The 14423-nt window shown below is 57.4% G+C and carries 14 protein-coding genes; 9 read left to right on the top strand and 5 right to left on the bottom strand.

Features of this window, described 5'->3' with window-relative positions; translation table 11 throughout:
• Positions 1-181: 181 nt before the first annotated feature.
• Together ABYV26_RS09390 and ABYV26_RS09385 are read right to left on the bottom strand one after the other, a co-directional pair.
• Complete coding sequence (locus ABYV26_RS09390) at positions 182-2113, bottom strand: TRAP transporter permease (RefSeq protein WP_372680354.1); 1932 nt, start codon at positions 2111-2113, stop codon at positions 182-184.
• A gap of 92 nt (positions 2114-2205) precedes the next feature.
• Complete coding sequence (locus ABYV26_RS09385) at positions 2206-3180, bottom strand: TAXI family TRAP transporter solute-binding subunit (protein ID WP_372680353.1); 975 nt, start codon at positions 3178-3180, stop codon at positions 2206-2208.
• A 185-nt stretch (positions 3181-3365) separates the two neighbouring features.
• Here ABYV26_RS09385 and ABYV26_RS09380 point away from each other — a divergent pair, with 185 nt between their 5' ends.
• Positions 3366-3689: a hypothetical protein gene (locus ABYV26_RS09380; RefSeq protein WP_372680351.1), complete on the top strand. Its 324-nt coding sequence runs from the start codon at positions 3366-3368 to the stop codon at positions 3687-3689.
• Complete coding sequence (locus tag ABYV26_RS09375) at positions 3682-4845, top strand: M20 family metallopeptidase (RefSeq protein ID WP_372680349.1); 1164 nt, start codon at positions 3682-3684, stop codon at positions 4843-4845. Before ABYV26_RS09380 ends, ABYV26_RS09375 begins: the two co-directional genes overlap by 8 nt.
• Before the next feature lie 52 nt (positions 4846-4897).
• Here the strand turns inward: ABYV26_RS09375 and ABYV26_RS09370 are convergent, their stop codons facing one another.
• From ABYV26_RS09370 to ABYV26_RS09360, 3 genes are read right to left on the bottom strand one after another with little or no spacing between them, the layout of a single operon-like run.
• Positions 4898-6286 carry a hypothetical protein gene (locus ABYV26_RS09370; RefSeq protein ID WP_372680347.1) on the bottom strand — a complete coding sequence of 463 codons (1389 nt, stop codon included), beginning with the start codon at positions 6284-6286 and terminating at the stop codon, positions 4898-4900.
• A gap of 14 nt (positions 6287-6300) precedes the next feature.
• The gene (locus ABYV26_RS09365) at positions 6301-7740 is read right to left on the bottom strand and encodes an aspartate aminotransferase family protein (protein WP_372680345.1); all 1440 of its coding nucleotides are present in this window, start codon (positions 7738-7740) and stop codon (positions 6301-6303) included.
• Positions 7741-7786: 46 nt separating this feature from the next.
• Positions 7787-8536 carry a TSUP family transporter gene (locus tag ABYV26_RS09360; protein WP_372680343.1) on the bottom strand — a complete coding sequence of 250 codons (750 nt, stop codon included), beginning with the start codon at positions 8534-8536 and terminating at the stop codon, positions 7787-7789.
• Between the two features lie 158 nt (positions 8537-8694).
• Between ABYV26_RS09360 and ABYV26_RS09355 the strand changes: the two genes are divergently transcribed.
• From ABYV26_RS09355 to ABYV26_RS09325, 7 genes are all read left to right on the top strand, one after another.
• Positions 8695-9348 carry a TetR/AcrR family transcriptional regulator gene (locus tag ABYV26_RS09355; protein ID WP_372680341.1) on the top strand — a complete coding sequence of 218 codons (654 nt, stop codon included), beginning with the start codon at positions 8695-8697 and terminating at the stop codon, positions 9346-9348.
• Positions 9349-9531: 183 nt separating this feature from the next.
• Positions 9532-10275 carry an AzlC family ABC transporter permease gene (locus ABYV26_RS09350; RefSeq protein ID WP_372680339.1) on the top strand — a complete coding sequence of 248 codons (744 nt, stop codon included), beginning with the start codon at positions 9532-9534 and terminating at the stop codon, positions 10273-10275.
• Positions 10272-10586, top strand: coding sequence for an AzlD family protein (locus tag ABYV26_RS09345; RefSeq protein ID WP_372680337.1), 315 nt, complete (start codon positions 10272-10274; stop codon positions 10584-10586). Before ABYV26_RS09350 ends, ABYV26_RS09345 begins: the two co-directional genes overlap by 4 nt.
• A gap of 204 nt (positions 10587-10790) precedes the next feature.
• A complete protein-coding gene (locus ABYV26_RS09340; protein WP_372680335.1) occupies positions 10791-11219 on the top strand; it encodes a hypothetical protein in 429 nt (142 codons plus the stop codon).
• 30 nt (positions 11220-11249) lie between these two features.
• Positions 11250-12218: a TAXI family TRAP transporter solute-binding subunit gene (locus ABYV26_RS09335; protein WP_372680333.1), complete on the top strand. Its 969-nt coding sequence runs from the start codon at positions 11250-11252 to the stop codon at positions 12216-12218.
• Between the two features lie 20 nt (positions 12219-12238).
• On the top strand, positions 12239-12781 hold the full coding sequence (locus ABYV26_RS09330) for a DUF1850 domain-containing protein (RefSeq protein WP_372680332.1): 543 nt from the start codon (positions 12239-12241) through the stop codon (positions 12779-12781).
• A 44-nt stretch (positions 12782-12825) separates the two neighbouring features.
• Positions 12826-14423: TRAP transporter permease (locus ABYV26_RS09325; RefSeq protein WP_372680330.1), on the top strand; the 1598-nt coding region annotated here is incomplete at its 3' end.

The following is a 14423-nucleotide window of genomic DNA, read 5'->3' as shown; positions in this document are numbered from 1 at the left end:
TATGGACAGCGCTGAAAAAGCTTCACTACGTGCCCCGCCTTCGCGGGAGTGACACCACTTGTGACTTTTTACGGAACCATCAAATTTAAACAAGAATTAAACGTGAAAACCCCCGCCCGTTGGGGCGAGGGTTTTCAAGAGGTTTCGAAGTTCGTGTACCAGCGCGGTTTTCAGGGTTCGATCAGGCGGCCGGGGCTTTCTTGAACAACCCGATAAGCTGCTTGATCCAGATACCGCTCAAAATATAAGAGTAGAGCCAGGTACCAAAGATAATCAGAGTAAACGCCTTGACGATGTCCATGGCGCTGCCGTCCAGCGAGAAGGCCGGCACGTAGCCGAACAAAAATGGCCCCAGGTAGAGAAACTTGGCGAACTTGAAAGAGGCGAATGCCGTGCGCCACATGTTGGCCTTGGCGATGGTCGCTCCCGCAAAAGCGGCGATGCACACCGGCGGCGTGATGTTGGAGTCCTGGGAGAGCCAGTAGACAATCATGTGGGCGGCGATCTCGTTGACCCCCAGATGGGTCAGGGCCGGCACGGCCACCACCGCCGTGATCAGGTAGGCCGCGGTGACCGGCACCCCCATGCCGAGGACGAGGGACGCCAGCGCGATCAGAAAAATCGTCATCACCAGCGAACCGGCGGCCAGTTCGATGACAATGTCGGCGAAAGTCAGCACCAGTCCCGTAAAGGTCAATACGCCGATGATGATGCCGATGACGCCGATGGTGGCGCCGATCTTGAGGCTGTTTTCCGTTCCGGACCTGGAGGAATCGACGAAGCGCTTGAGCCCCAGCTTGATCGCCGGTCGCTGGTCTTTTTTGATCGCATACCAGATCACGCACAGGGCGATACCGGCGAACACCATCTCCCTTTCGGAAAACATGCGGTTGAAGCTCCTGCCGGCCTCGGGTCCTACCGTCTTGCTCAACAGCAGCGATATCAACTGCGTGGCCAGGACCAAGGCCATGACCACGGCCAGGGTGTAGTCGATCCGGTTTTCCTTGTACTTATAGCTGACGATAATACAGCAGGCTAGCCCCAAGATAGCCGAATAACCGGGAGAGTAACCGGTTAGCATGAAGATGGTGATGATGACCAGGGGCAGGGTGAAGAACCACTCTTTTCGCAGGATCTCCATGGCGCTGTGTTCGGACCGTTCACCCACGATGTTGTGCATCTTGGCCTCGTAGTGCACCATGACGAAGACGCTGAAGAAGTACATGAAGGCCGGAAATAGGCCCACCAGCATGATGCGCGAGTAGGGCACGCCGGTCAATTCGGCCATGATGAACCCGCCGGCTCCCATGATGGGGGGCATGAACATGCCGCCGATGGAGGCCGCCGGCTCGATGCCGCCGGCGATATGGGGCCGGAAGCCGGCTTTTTTCATCATGGGGATGGTGAAGGCTCCCGTGGAGACCGTGTTGGCGATGGCACTGCCGGATATGGAACCAAACAAGCCGGAGGCGATCACCGACACCTTGGCCGGTCCGCCGATCTTGTGCCCCACAGCGGCCAGCGGCCAATCGATAAAAAAGCGCTGGGCGCCGCTCTTTTCCAAAAAGGCGCCGAACAGGACGAACAGGATCACGTAGGTGGCCAGCACGTTGGCCATGATGCCGAAGACCCCATCGCTCATATAGTAGATGGTGGTGCACAGGTTGGGAAAGGTGTCGCCCGGATGGGCAAACAGGTCTGGGGCATAGGGCCCGTATACGCCGTATAACAGCATCACCGTGCCGATGATCACGAAGGCGTTGCCCACCACCCGCCGGGCCAGTTCGATGCCGATGAGCACACCGACCACCGCGATGGTCTTGTCCATGACGTTTTCCGCGCCTGTCCGGTAGTTGATCGCCTCGAAATTGAGGATCCAGTAGCCGATGCAGATGATGGAAAGCAAGATCAGAATATAGTCCACCACCCGCATGATGGTTGATTTGGATTTGTAAAGCAGGAAAACCAACACGTAGGTGATGATGACATAGATGCCCCGGTGGTATTGGGTGGACGCCGGCTGGACCACGGCGGCATAGGAGTAAAAAAGCACCAGCAGCACCGACAGGACATCGAAAATGATCTGTTCGAATCGCTTGAGTTGATCGTACACGGCGGCCCCTGACTCGTTGATGGAGGGTTATTTCGAATGTGGCAGAACAAGGGACCGCCGGCATGTGCCGGCAGCCCCTTGTTGGTTAAGGATTATTTCAAAACGCCTTTTTCTTTCCAGAACTTCTCGGCGCCCGGATGCAGGGGGGTCACCACACCCTTGATGCCGTCTTCAATGCTCATGGACTTGGCGGTCTTTTTCACGTTGACCATGTGGGCCAGGCCCTCAGGCGTGTAAATCTTGGAAAGCAGCGTGTATACCACCTCTGCCGGAACATCCTTGTTGGCCGTCCACAGGGCTGAGTCCTGATAAGAGGGGACCGGTGCGTCTACGCCCTTGTAGGTGCCTGCAGGAATGTCAAGTTTGGACAAATAGGGATATTTTTCAAAAAATCCGGCTGCTTCGGGTTCGGTATACAGATCCAGAAGTTCGATGTCGTTCTGCTGGGCAGCCATGATTACGGCGCCGGAGGGATAACCGACAAACAGCCAGAAAGCATCCAGCTGGTTGTTGCCGAAAGCCGCTGCCGCATCATTGTATCCCATGGCGTTTCGTTCGATCTTGTCCCAGACGCCCATATAGTTGAAAAGCAGTTCACAGTTGGCAAAGGCGCCGGAGCCGGCATTGCCCACGCCGACTTTTTTGCCTTCGAGGTCTTTCAGGCTTTTGATGCCGCCGCCCTTTTTTACCACCAAGTGGGCCGGTGCACCATAGAAATAAGCCACCGCCAACACGTTTTCATATTTGGTGGTATCATTGGTCATCAGTCCGTTGCGGGCCAGGAAGACATCCCCGGAATAGGAGACGCCAAACGCATAAGCGCCGGTATCGACTTTTCTTACGTTCTCGGTAGAACCCCCGGAGGCACCGGCCAGAACCCTGAACTCCTTGATGGCCTTCACGCCCGGGTAAGTAGAAATACCACCGGCCATGAACTGAAAGGTTCCACCGGCGGGACCGCCACCGAATTTGTACATGGTTTTGGCATTGACATCGGCCGTAAAAGTCATCGTCATCATCAGAACCGCACAAACACCAATAGCAATGGTAAAAAATTTGTTCCTCATTCGTTCCTCCTGCAGATGGTTTGGTATCACCCGGGGCGACAGGGTAGTTGTGGCGCCGCGGAGCACAAAAGGGATCTCTCCCGATAAGTGGCAGACTAACAAGCCCGGTGAAAAGGTTCAATTGGGGTATTTCTGATTATCTTGTAATACTTTTTCTTACACAAGCGGGCCTGATCTGCCAGACCATGGGGTGGCTGCTGATCACCCGGCCCCTGCCCCGGATTCCCGCCGCCATTGCCGGACTGATCCTGGTGCTTCAACCGCCGTTGTCTTTTACCTGGGATGTATTGTTCGTTAACCGGGCCACGTCGACCATGGCGTCGACCGGTGTCATCCTCGCCCGTTTCGCCATCTACCTGGGCGCCGCCAGCGGCCGGAAGGTGTCGGCAACATCTGGTAAAAGCAACCGTTTACATTCAACTCGATTGTGCGCTAAAATGAACGGATCTAGATTGACAGGAACCACCACAGCCAGCAGATTCCAAGCGGCTTGCCGCGGGGATGCGTAAACCAAAACGGCCAGTGCCATCAAGGAGGATACCCATCGAAACCGCTGCTGAAACATCACCTGCAACCGTGCGGGAAATCGTCGACCTGACCAAAGATCTGATCCGCTTTAAATCCACCCACACCCGACCGGAAGAAATCCACAAGTGCGCCCGGTTCATCGAAACATGGTTCAAGGGTCACGACATCACCTGCACCGCCGTGGAGAACAACGGCGTTCCTTCAATGCGTGCGCTTCCGGCACGCCGACGACAGACACCGCTGTTGCTGATGTCTCATATCGACGTGGTCAACGCCGACGACTCGCTATTCGAACCCATTGAAAAGGACGGCAGACTCTACGGCCGCGGCGCCATCGATGACAAATACGCCGTGGCCCTGTCCATGGTGCTTCTGAAAAACCGCATTCTATCCAATCGTCGCCAGGGCCTGGGTGACGAAAATCTGCCCGTGGGCGTGCTGATCACCGGCGACGAAGAGGTCGGCGGATACGACGGCGCCCGAAGCGCCCTTAGCGGGATCAAATGCGATTTCTGCATTGCCCTGGACGGTGGCCGCGTGGACAAGATCGTGGTCAAGGAGAAGGGTATTTTACGGCTCAAAGTGGTTGCCGCCGGTAAAACGGCCCACGGGGCAAGGCCCTGGCAGGGAGAAAACGCCATCGAACGACTGATGGCGGATTGCCTTGTCGTCAAAGGCTTTTTCGAGGGGCTGACGGATCCGGAACACTGGCATCGCACCATGAATCTGTCCGTATTCCACGCCGGCGACTCGGTCAATCAGGTTCCGGACAGGGCGGAAGCCACATTCGATATCCGTTACACGGAACATGACAATGTGGATGACCTGGTGCAACGAATCCAGGCGGCCGTATCCGGCAAGGTGATCACGGAAGAGCGTGAACCCCTGTTCGTCAGTCCGGAATCACCCTATCGGGAACGGCTGCTGGCCCTGGCCACGGGTACCCGCATGGGCATCGCCCACGGAGCCAGCGACGCACGTTTCCTGTCCCAGTTCAACATTTCCGGCATCGTGTGGGGCGCCGACGGCAACAGCAGTCAGCATTCCACGGAGGAGCATGTGGAGATCCAAAGTCTTTCCCGACTCTACGACCTTCTGAATCGCTTTGTGACCGATATCCAGGAGCGTCCCATATAGCGATTGCCCGTTGGGCGTCTTAGCGTTAGACCGGCCCACCGAACGGCAACCGTCATGCCGGTGACGATCTGACGGGTTCGGTCGGGGTGGCACCGTTGAGCAGACCCATCAACTTCATCAAGGTCAAGGCGACAGCCATGATACCGACAAAAACCAGTATGGCAACCCACAAGGGCCAACCCCACCACAGTGGGCCGTTGACCAGAACCGTACATCCCCCGACCACCGGCAGAGAGAACACATTCATCACTGCAATCTCGTAAGCCACCGGGGTCTTGAAATCCGGATCCACAATGCGCAGCAGCAGCAAACCACAGGACACCGTACCGGTGACGACCCCGTATATGGCCACCGTGCGTTCAAGACTATAGGCGGAAAGGCGCCGGCCAAAATAAACCACCAGCACCGTGGTCATGATACCGTTGACCAGCGCGATGAGGCCGATGGGCAACAGGTAATCCCAGACGATTTTCAGTTCAATGGCAGCCACCGTGGCCACAATCAGAAAATCGACTGAGAAGCCGGTAATCCGGCGCTGCACACCGGCATCGGCCAGACGTTGAATTTTCAGCCGTTGCATGGCCCATTTGACCACCAGGGCAACGCCCAGGCCGAAAAAAAAGAAGAACCCCCAGAGCATCCCGGCCACGTCTGCAGGCAAAAAACTGCCGAGAAACTGGATGATCCCGTAGGTAATTCCGTAAACCCCACCCACCAGGGCCGATTGAAAAGCCAGGGTGTCCGCATTTCCCGAATGAATGGTCAGCCGGCCGGCTGATTCCGCAGCCCCCTGGCGGTTTAGAATGCCGGTGATGAAATCCCTGGGAAGCTGTCGTGGTCCATAGGTGGCACGCCCGCGGCGGATGCCCCGGTTCACCAGAGGAACGCCGACGAAAAAAGCAAAGAAATAACCCACCGCAGCAAAGGTCAACCCAATCGTAGCGGCATCGGCAAAGCCGACGCCCTCCCATACTTTGCCGATGGACAGGGCCTGTCCCGGCCCCTCGTTGAACCCCAGGGGCACCAGGAATCCGAAGGTGGGAAAAAGCTGAACGCCGAACCACCCCAACAGGATCACCATCGATCCGCCCAGAACCGCCTGCATGGGAAAGGTGAGCCCCTGCATCAGCGCCATCCAGGCCGGCCCCTTGATCATCTGCTTGTTGGCTTGGCGTTCACTGGCGTTGTCGTCCCGGGTCAATCCAACCGAAATAAAAGAGATGTTAAAAAAATGATAGGCAAAGGCCTCGATGGTAGCAGTTTCAAGGCCCAACACCCCCGTGTACATGAACACCAGCCCCAACACACCACCGATGAGGCAACTGGGCACCAGGAAGTGCTGGAAGAAGCCCACCCTGGCTCGTAGGCCGACACCCATCAACAAGAGCACCGACAGGAAAGCGAATGTCAGCATGCCGTCAAAAGGAAAAGGGGTATTCATGGCGCTTTCCTTATTTAGGGTTGAGAAAACATATCATTGACAAAGGCGGTCAGCACCCGTTCCCGAACCTGAGCCGGCAGGGCGTCCAGGGCCCCGTTGATGTCGGCCATGCGACTGGGCAGGGCCCCGTCGGTGACGCCGGCCGCAGCCAACAACCCCATGATCTCCGTATCGGAAATGGCCGACAGGTCCACCCCTTTCAGGTTGCCTTTGATCAACCCGGTCAACTCACCGTCGGGAAGGCTTCGCGCGATGTGGACGCACTCGGCCAGATTTTCCAGCAATTCCTCCTCCCAGCCCACATTGGAGGCGCTGACCGAGAGGTGGATGTGCGCCGGTGAGTTGTCGAAGGAGAGCGACGGCTGAATATACCACCCCCGCTGGTTCATTTCATCGATAATGTAAAAAACGTTCACCTCATCCGAGGTAAAGGAAATCAGGCACATGTCCGGGCGGGTGAGCAGGCGCAGGCCGTCGATCCGGTCGATGCCGTCGGTGATCTTCTTGACGGCCGCCAGCTTTTTCCTGGCGATTTCAAGGTAACCCTCGTCACCCACATAGTTGAGCACCGCCCAGGCCGCCGCCATGGGCCCGCCGGACCGGCTGCTCTGCACGGCATTGTTGACGATGGTATACCCGATCCAGCGGGAACAGGCATAGATCTGGTGCCTGCGCAGCGCCTTGTTCCGGTAAAGGATCAGCGACGCCCCCTTGGGCGTGTAGGCGTACTTGTGCAGATCCACGGAGATGGAGGTGACGCCGGGTACGGTGAAATCGAAATCCGGCACCTGTTGGCCCAGGCGGCGTAAATAGGGGAGCAGGAAACCGCCCATGCAGGCATCGGTGTGCATCCACAGGTCATTCTCCTGTGCCAGGGCGGCCAGGTCCGCAATGGGGTCGACCACGCCGTGGGCGTATGACGGCGCCGACCCCACGATCATGATGGAACGGCCGGTGATGGCAGACTTTGTCTTTTGCACATCTGCCCGGAAGGATTGCGGGTCGACGGACACGGTCACCGCCTTCACGCCGAGGTAATGGGCCGCCTTGTGAAACGCGGCGTGGGCCGTAGCCGGCAGTATCATTTCCGGTACGGTAATGTCCGGTCGCTTTTCGCGGTAGCAATCGCGGGCCGCCTTGACTGCCAGGATGATGCTTTCGGTCCCACCTGAAGTGAAATTCCCCACCACCTGGCTGTCCCCCCGAAGGTGGCTGGCCACGAAGGCGGCCAGCTCACGCTCCAGCCGCAGCAAGCTTCGAAACACGGTGAAGTCCAGGCCATTTTCCGATAAAAATTCGTTGTAAGCGGCTTTGCCAACCTCCATGGTCGCTTTTCCCGGATCAAAAACATATCCGTAGGTGCGGCCTTCCTGCCACTTGATGTCATTTTCGCGAAACTCGGTCAATCGTTCGAATATGGCCTTTTTGGCCATCCCCTTCTTTGCAATCTGCATGGCATCGCTCCGTTCAATTGAAATATATGACAATTCGGTTTTTCAATCAGGTTAAAAACGGTTTGGCCGACCGGACCAGGGTCAGCAGAGACAACATCATCAGGTATAACAGTACCCTTTTCTTGAACACGGTCTCAGGCGTCCGAATAAAGGCCAGCTTGCCCAAAAACAAACCCGCAGCCATAGGAATGGCCAGGATGGCTGCCTGCCTGGCATGTCCGACGGTCATGAGGCCGGCGGCGACACAGAATCCGCCAGCCAGGATGTCCGTCACCAGAAAAAAGGCGACCAGCGAGGCCCTGGAAACGGCGGCACCCACTGGTGATGAGAAGAAAAAAAGAATGGCCGGGGGTCCGCCGATGGCCGCCGCACCGTTGAGGACTCCGGAGACCAGCCCGGCGGCCATCGTCCCCGGCCGTTTCAACCGCCGGTTGACCTCAAAACCCTGACGCAGCATCAAGGCTAGAGTAAAAATGATCACCGCAACGGCTATTTTCATGGGCGCTGGGGAGACGTTTCCAAGCATCCAGACCCCCACAGGCGTCCCCACAGCCACCCCGGTCAGCAGCCAGCGCAGTAACGGCCAGGCTACCAGTCGCCAGATGCCTGGCAGCAGGAAGAGACTGGCGGCCACCTCCAGAAGCAACACCACCGGCACCACCTGTGCCGGTGCGCAAAAAAGCGACAGGGCCGCTACCGTGATCATGGAAAATCCGAATCCGCCGTATCCGCGCACATAGCCGGCCACCAGCACCGTGGCGCAAGAAAAGAGCATCAACGCTATCGATTCGTTCATTTTTGGTCGTTCATTTTGACCCTTGACGGCAAACCGGGGAAGTTGTTATTCAATGAGGTGTTAATAATTACACTGTGGTGAAATATCATTCACCGTCAGTTGTTGTCAAATCATATGATCCCTGATATCCGGGATTTTTTTACTGGGAAAGATCGGCAATGGTAGGTGCAGACCGAAAAGCCTGGGAACAGGAACAGCGCAAACAGCGCATCGTGGATATGGCCGAGACCGTCTTCTTCCAACGTGGCTACGACGGGGCGACCCTGCCGACCATCGCCAAGGCCGCCGGGTACAACAAGCGCACCCTTTATCTCTATTTTATAGACAAAGAAGATCTATTTCTGGCGGTGGTGCTCAGAGGACTGGAGGGCCTGCACGGGGCGCTGAAACAATCCGTCGAGCAAACTGGACCGAACAGCAGCGGTCTGCGAGACCTGGCTGTCGCCTTTTTCGATTTTTCCATGGACCACCCGCAATACATGGACCTGATCATGGCTTACGAGAGCCGCTACTTCGATTACCATAACCGTGCCGCTTCGACGGCCCCCGACAGCCACCGGGAACGCTGCCAGCAGGTGTCGGACGACATGGCCCGCCTGATGACCGCAGCCATCGAGACGGGAATGGCCGGCGGCGGGGTGAAGAGCGATCTGACCGCTCATCAGCTCATGCTGATTCTCTGGGGCCAAATCGTCGGGGTCCTGAAAATCCTGAGAATACGTGAAAAAAACTTCGCGGCGGCCTTCGGTATCAGCCGCAGGGCGCTGTTCGATCAATTCGTGGGCATGGTTGAACGCGCCCTGGCCCGCTGAGCTTAGATTATCTTCTTGATGATAACTGCCAACGCCCTGATACCCTTTTCGATCTGCTCGCTCCAGGGGTACCCGCAGCTGATTCGGATAAAGTTGCAATATCGTCCGGTGGTGGAACAGATGAACGCGGTGAGGTGAAGAATGGAAAACCTGAGGGGCACTCAATAACGGGAGCAATTCAAAATGATCGAGGAGATGCGAAGGGGCGCATTGGCCAACCTGCCGGTGGGCGCCAGCGTGGCCGCATACGGCAGCGTCCTGGGCATGCTGGCCGCCCAGAAAGGACTCACCTGGCTCCAGCTGCTGGCGATGAACCTAACCGTTTTTGCCGGCTCCGCCCAGTTCGTCATGGTGGAGATGTGGGCGCCGCCCCTGCCGGTGGTGGAGATGATCCTGGCCGTACTGATCATCAACATGCGCTACCTGCTCATCGGCGCTTCTCTGAACCCCCTGTTCCAGGGAACATCTCTGATCAGAAAGGCTGCGATCATGCATCTGGTCGCCGATGAAAACTGGGCGGTCACCATGGCGGCCTATCGCCATGGCGGCGCCACGACCGGTTTTTTATTGGGCGGCGGCATCTGTCTTTGCAGCGTCTGGTCCATGGGCACCCTGCTGGGCCATCAACTGGGCGCCTTGGTGATCCATCCGGAGTGGTTTGCCCTGGACTTTGCCTTCGTAGCGGTGTTTACCGCCCTTACCGTAAGCATGTGGCGGGGAAAGTCAGATATCGCACCGTGGGTAACGGCTGCCCTGCTGGCGGTGATCGCCGAACGTTGGCTGCCCGGCAAATGGTACATCGTCATCGGCGGCATCGGCGGGGCATTGGTCCCTGCCCTTCAAACCGTCTTCGCATCGAAAAAAAAGGATCCCCCACAATTGCCGGACAATGTCCTGCAAGAGTCGATGGGGGAGAAAACAAAATGACCCTTGCCTTATCGACGGACCTGTCCATCGTCATGGCCATCGCCGGGGCCGCCATGGCCACCTACAGCCTGCGCCTGGGTGGCCTTTTGCTGGCGGAACGCCTGCCCAAAAACGGCGGGTTCAAGCGCTTCATGGAAACCCTGCCCGGAACCATCCTGCTCGCCCTGGTGGCACCGGGGATTTTTTCCGCCGGTATGCTTGGGGGCGTTGCCGCCCTGGCCACCGCCTTGTGCGCCTGGAAAACCAAAAACCTCCTGCTGGCCATGATTGTCGGAATGGCTATCGTGGCGGCAGGCAGACTGATGATCTAACAGATTCTGACAGTTGACAAAAATGGGCGCCTGTGGTCTTTTGGTTGTCGATCGGCAGGGGTTTATCTCTCTTCACCAGACCCGGCATGATCTGCCTTCGCACGTCACCCGACGCTTTGTCTGCAACACCGCAAACATGCCTTCACGGGCATTGAATATAGGCTTTTGGTTTTCACCCGACAACCTGCTAAGGAGGATAGAACCATGAAGCAATTTCAACATCTTGTAGGGTTCTTAGGGATCATTGCAGTTCTGGCATGCCTGGTTTTTGCGGGCTGCGCCGGTCCCCAACCCAAACCCGGAGAAGTCTTTCCCTGCGCCGCAGACAGCAAGATAGAAAAAACCATCGCACCGGAAGCGGAGCTGGCGGACTTCTCATGCGTCCTGAAAAAATGGGAGGGAAGCGACACCCTGCATTTTAATGTAGCCGTCAAGAATATCAGCGACCAGCCCCAGCGCTACCGGGTGAACATTTTTCTGGACAATGGCAAGGCGGTGGGCGGGCTCATCCCGCGTAAGACGAACAAAGGTCTGGTCGAACCCGGGCAAACCGAATCGTTTGAATATCCGGTCAGCGGAATGAATCTCGGGCCCAAATCGATCGTGCTGATGGTCAAGACCATGAGTCAATAGGATCTGAAAATAATATGGGAGGACTTTGAAATGAAACGCATCAGCTTCGCAGTACTGTTCTTTTTCATCGCCGGTTCGATGGCGTCGCCGGTCCTGGCCAAAACCACTTTCATCAGCATCGGCACCGGGGGTACCGGCGGAATCTACTATCCCTATGGCGGGGGTGTGGCAGAAATCTGGTCCAAGTATGTCAAGGACGTCAAGGCTGTGGCCGAGGTGACCGGCGCCAGCGTGGAAAATGTCAAGCTGGCCCACAAGGGCGAAACGGTCATCGGTGAGGTCATGGGCGATGTGGCCGTGGCCGGATTCAACGGCCTGAGCAAGTTCAACGGCAAAAAGCATGACATCCTCTCCATGGCCATCATGTACCCGAACCTGCTGCAGATTGTCAGCCTGAAAAGCAGCGGTGTCACCGACATCGCCCAGGTTAAAGGCCGCAGTATCAGCACGGGAAGCCCGGGAAGCGGCACCAACTTCATGGCTGAAGCGGTACTCAAGGCACTGGACATTGCACCCGACAGCTACAAGGACAGCCGCCTCTCCTTCACTGAAAACGCCAATGCCCTGCGAGACGGCACCATCGATGTCGGTGTGTGGTCGGTGGGCCCCGGCACCAGCAGCATCCTGGACCTGGCCACCACCCACGAGATCAACATGATTGGTTTTACACCGGAACAAACCCAACAAATCCTGGCGGCCAACGAAACCTATTCGGCCGTTGAGCTGGCCGGCGGGGTCTATCGCGGCATCGATCAGCCCGTATCCACCATCGGGGTGTGGAACGTGATGATCTGCCAGGCCTCACTGGACACAGAGATGGTCTATAACCTGGTCAAAGCCCTTTTCGAACACAACGACTACCTGCAGAAGATCCATCCATCGGCTGCCTACACCACACCGGAAAATGCGGTTAAGTACTCACAGATCCCACTTCACCCGGGGACGATCAAATACCTGGAGGAGAAGGGCATCGCCGTGCCGGATAATCTGCGGCCCTGATGCGCATGACGGCCAGGTCGATGATGCGGACCCTCATGGCCGCCATCGGCCTGGCGATGCTTCTGCTCGCCGCTGCGCGGATTCTGCCCGGCGGGCTGGAGCTTCGAATCACGCCGGTCAAAGGGGGGCCCCCCCTTCTGGTGCTGCCCTTGGAACCCGGCGAGCACTTTACGGTTCACTACTATCATTCGGTGGAAAACGCCCCGATCTGGGAGACGCACAGCCTGGACCCGTCGGGGCGCATTTTCATTGAAGAAGAGCGGTACTTAAAGTTCGGCGCGGGAATGGGCAAAATGCCGGGCGTGGGACGCATGGTCACTCGCGGGCCTTACGAGGTGATCGAAGACATGCACATGCCCACCGGTGATTTTGTGCTGCGCATTGGCAGCGGCGGTGTGGACCACACGATCATTTGGCGCGGTAGCCGCACCAACCTGAGCGCAAGAGCGCCGCATGTGGCGGTGCAGTTTTCTGCAAGGCGTGTGTCTTTGTTGCACTACCTGTGGAGGCACCTTTTTCCGCACGATGCAACACCGTCAATCGGCAATCAAATCAAAAGTTGACCCAAAAAGCGGCATTCAATTGAAAAGAAAGCACAACTATCCACATGGCCGATAGCGATCCAGCCCAAGCCAACAACGAGACCTCACCGCTGGTGAGCATCACCGCAAAGATCGTCATGGCGGTGGCGGTGAGTTTGAGCCTCTATCAACTCTACACAGCCGGGATTGCCGCGCTTACGGCCCTGGTTCAGCGCTCTATTCATTTAGGGGCCATTCTGACACTGACCTTTCTGCTCAAACCTCCTTTTTCAGGTGCCCGCAAGGATCGGTTCAATTTCTGGGTGGCATTGGACTGGCTCCTTGCGGCGGCATCCATCTATTGTACGGCCTACATTTGCATCAACCTCACCGACATCTTCGAGCGCCAGGGGGACTGGCTGCCGGCGGATCTGCTGGTCAGCATCGTCGGTACGCTGCTGGTGCTGGAAGCCTGTCGGCGGGTCATCGGGGTGATCATGACCGGCATCTGCACGATGGCCATGCTCTATGCCTATTTCGGACCCTGGATGCCCGAACTGATCATCCACAAAGGCTATTCCATCGAACGGATCACCACCACCCTGTGGCTGACCACCGAAGGCATCTTCGGCCTGCCCATCGGTGTGGCCGCCACCTTCGTCTTCGTTTTTGTGCTGTTCGGCGCCTTCCTGGAGTCCACCGGTGGCGGCAATTTTTTCATCGAATTGGCCTACGCCCTCACCGGCCGATTTTCTGGAGGACCGGCCAAAACCTCGGTGGTGGCATCCGGTTTCATGGGGTCGATATCCGGCTCTGCCGTCGGCAACGTGGTGGCCACAGGATCCTTTACCATTCCGATGATGAAAAAAGTCGGCTACCGACCCCATGTGGCAGGGGCCATCGAAGCGGCCGCCTCCACCGGCGGCCAGCTCATGCCGCCCATCATGGGCGCCGGGGCTTTTCTCATGGCCGAATTCACCAACACCAGCTACCTGACCATCATCAAGGTGGCCCTGGTGCCGGCGATCATGTATTACGTAACCGTGCTTTTCTTCGTCCACTATGAAGCCAAAAAATATGGCCTGGAAGGCCAACCCAAAGAGAGCCTGCCCCGGGTGGGCAAAGTCCTCAAAGCGGGGCTGCATTTCATCATTCCCGTGGCGATTCTGGTCTATGTACTGGTGAACAACTACTCGCCCATGATGGCCGGTTTCGTTGCTGTCGTCAGCACTGTAGCCGCCAGTCTTACCGCCAATGCCGTTCGATGGGCGGTAGCGCCGCAAATGATGGGCACAGGGAAAAAACGCCCCACCGCCGTGACCTTTTGCCTGGATGAATTTAAGAGCATTGTGAAGGCGCTGGAAAAGGGGGCCAAAAGCGCTATCATGGTCTCGGTAGCCTGCGCCGCCGCCGGCATTATCGTGGGCATGGTCACGCTGACCGGTATGGGATTGACATTTTCCAGCCTGGTGCTGGATCTGAGTTACGGGATCAAAGCCCTGGCCATTCTGCTCATCGGTGCGGCTTCACTGGTTCTGGGCATGGGGTTGCCGGTCACCGCCAGCTACATTGTTCTGGCCACCCTGGCCGGCCCGGCCCTGCTCGACATGGGCGTGCCCCTGATGGTCAGCCACATGATCGTTTTCTGGTACTCCCAGGACGCCAACGTGACCCCGCCGGTGAG

This window comes from Desulfosarcina sp., assembly GCF_041551955.1.
Lineage (GTDB): Bacteria > Desulfobacterota > Desulfobacteria > Desulfobacterales > Desulfosarcinaceae > Desulfosarcina.
Note: the sequence above shows the minus strand (reverse complement) of the source record. Positions and strands in the feature narration are given on the sequence as shown.

Excerpts from the sequence above, each read along its gene's own strand:
- ABYV26_RS09360 (WP_372680343.1), bottom strand. The coding sequence starts at position 8,536 with ATGAACGAATCGATAGCGTTGATGCTCTTTTCTTGCGCCACGGTGCTG.
- ABYV26_RS09365 (WP_372680345.1), bottom strand. The coding sequence starts at position 7,740 with ATGCAGATTGCAAAGAAGGGGATGGCCAAAAAGGCCATATTCGAACGA.
- ABYV26_RS09345 (WP_372680337.1), top strand. The coding sequence starts at position 10,272 with ATGACCCTTGCCTTATCGACGGACCTGTCCATCGTCATGGCCATCGCC.
- ABYV26_RS09350 (WP_372680339.1), top strand. The coding sequence starts at position 9,532 with ATGATCGAGGAGATGCGAAGGGGCGCATTGGCCAACCTGCCGGTGGGC.
- ABYV26_RS09385 (WP_372680353.1), bottom strand. The coding sequence starts at position 3,180 with ATGAGGAACAAATTTTTTACCATTGCTATTGGTGTTTGTGCGGTTCTG.
- ABYV26_RS09370 (WP_372680347.1), bottom strand. The coding sequence starts at position 6,286 with ATGAATACCCCTTTTCCTTTTGACGGCATGCTGACATTCGCTTTCCTG.
- ABYV26_RS09340 (WP_372680335.1), top strand. The coding sequence starts at position 10,791 with ATGAAGCAATTTCAACATCTTGTAGGGTTCTTAGGGATCATTGCAGTT.
- ABYV26_RS09330 (WP_372680332.1), top strand. The coding sequence starts at position 12,239 with ATGATGCGGACCCTCATGGCCGCCATCGGCCTGGCGATGCTTCTGCTC.
- ABYV26_RS09380 (WP_372680351.1), top strand. The coding sequence starts at position 3,366 with ATGGGGTGGCTGCTGATCACCCGGCCCCTGCCCCGGATTCCCGCCGCC.
- ABYV26_RS09355 (WP_372680341.1), top strand. The coding sequence starts at position 8,695 with ATGGTAGGTGCAGACCGAAAAGCCTGGGAACAGGAACAGCGCAAACAG.
- ABYV26_RS09335 (WP_372680333.1), top strand. The coding sequence starts at position 11,250 with ATGAAACGCATCAGCTTCGCAGTACTGTTCTTTTTCATCGCCGGTTCG.
- ABYV26_RS09375 (WP_372680349.1), top strand. The coding sequence starts at position 3,682 with ATGCGTAAACCAAAACGGCCAGTGCCATCAAGGAGGATACCCATCGAA.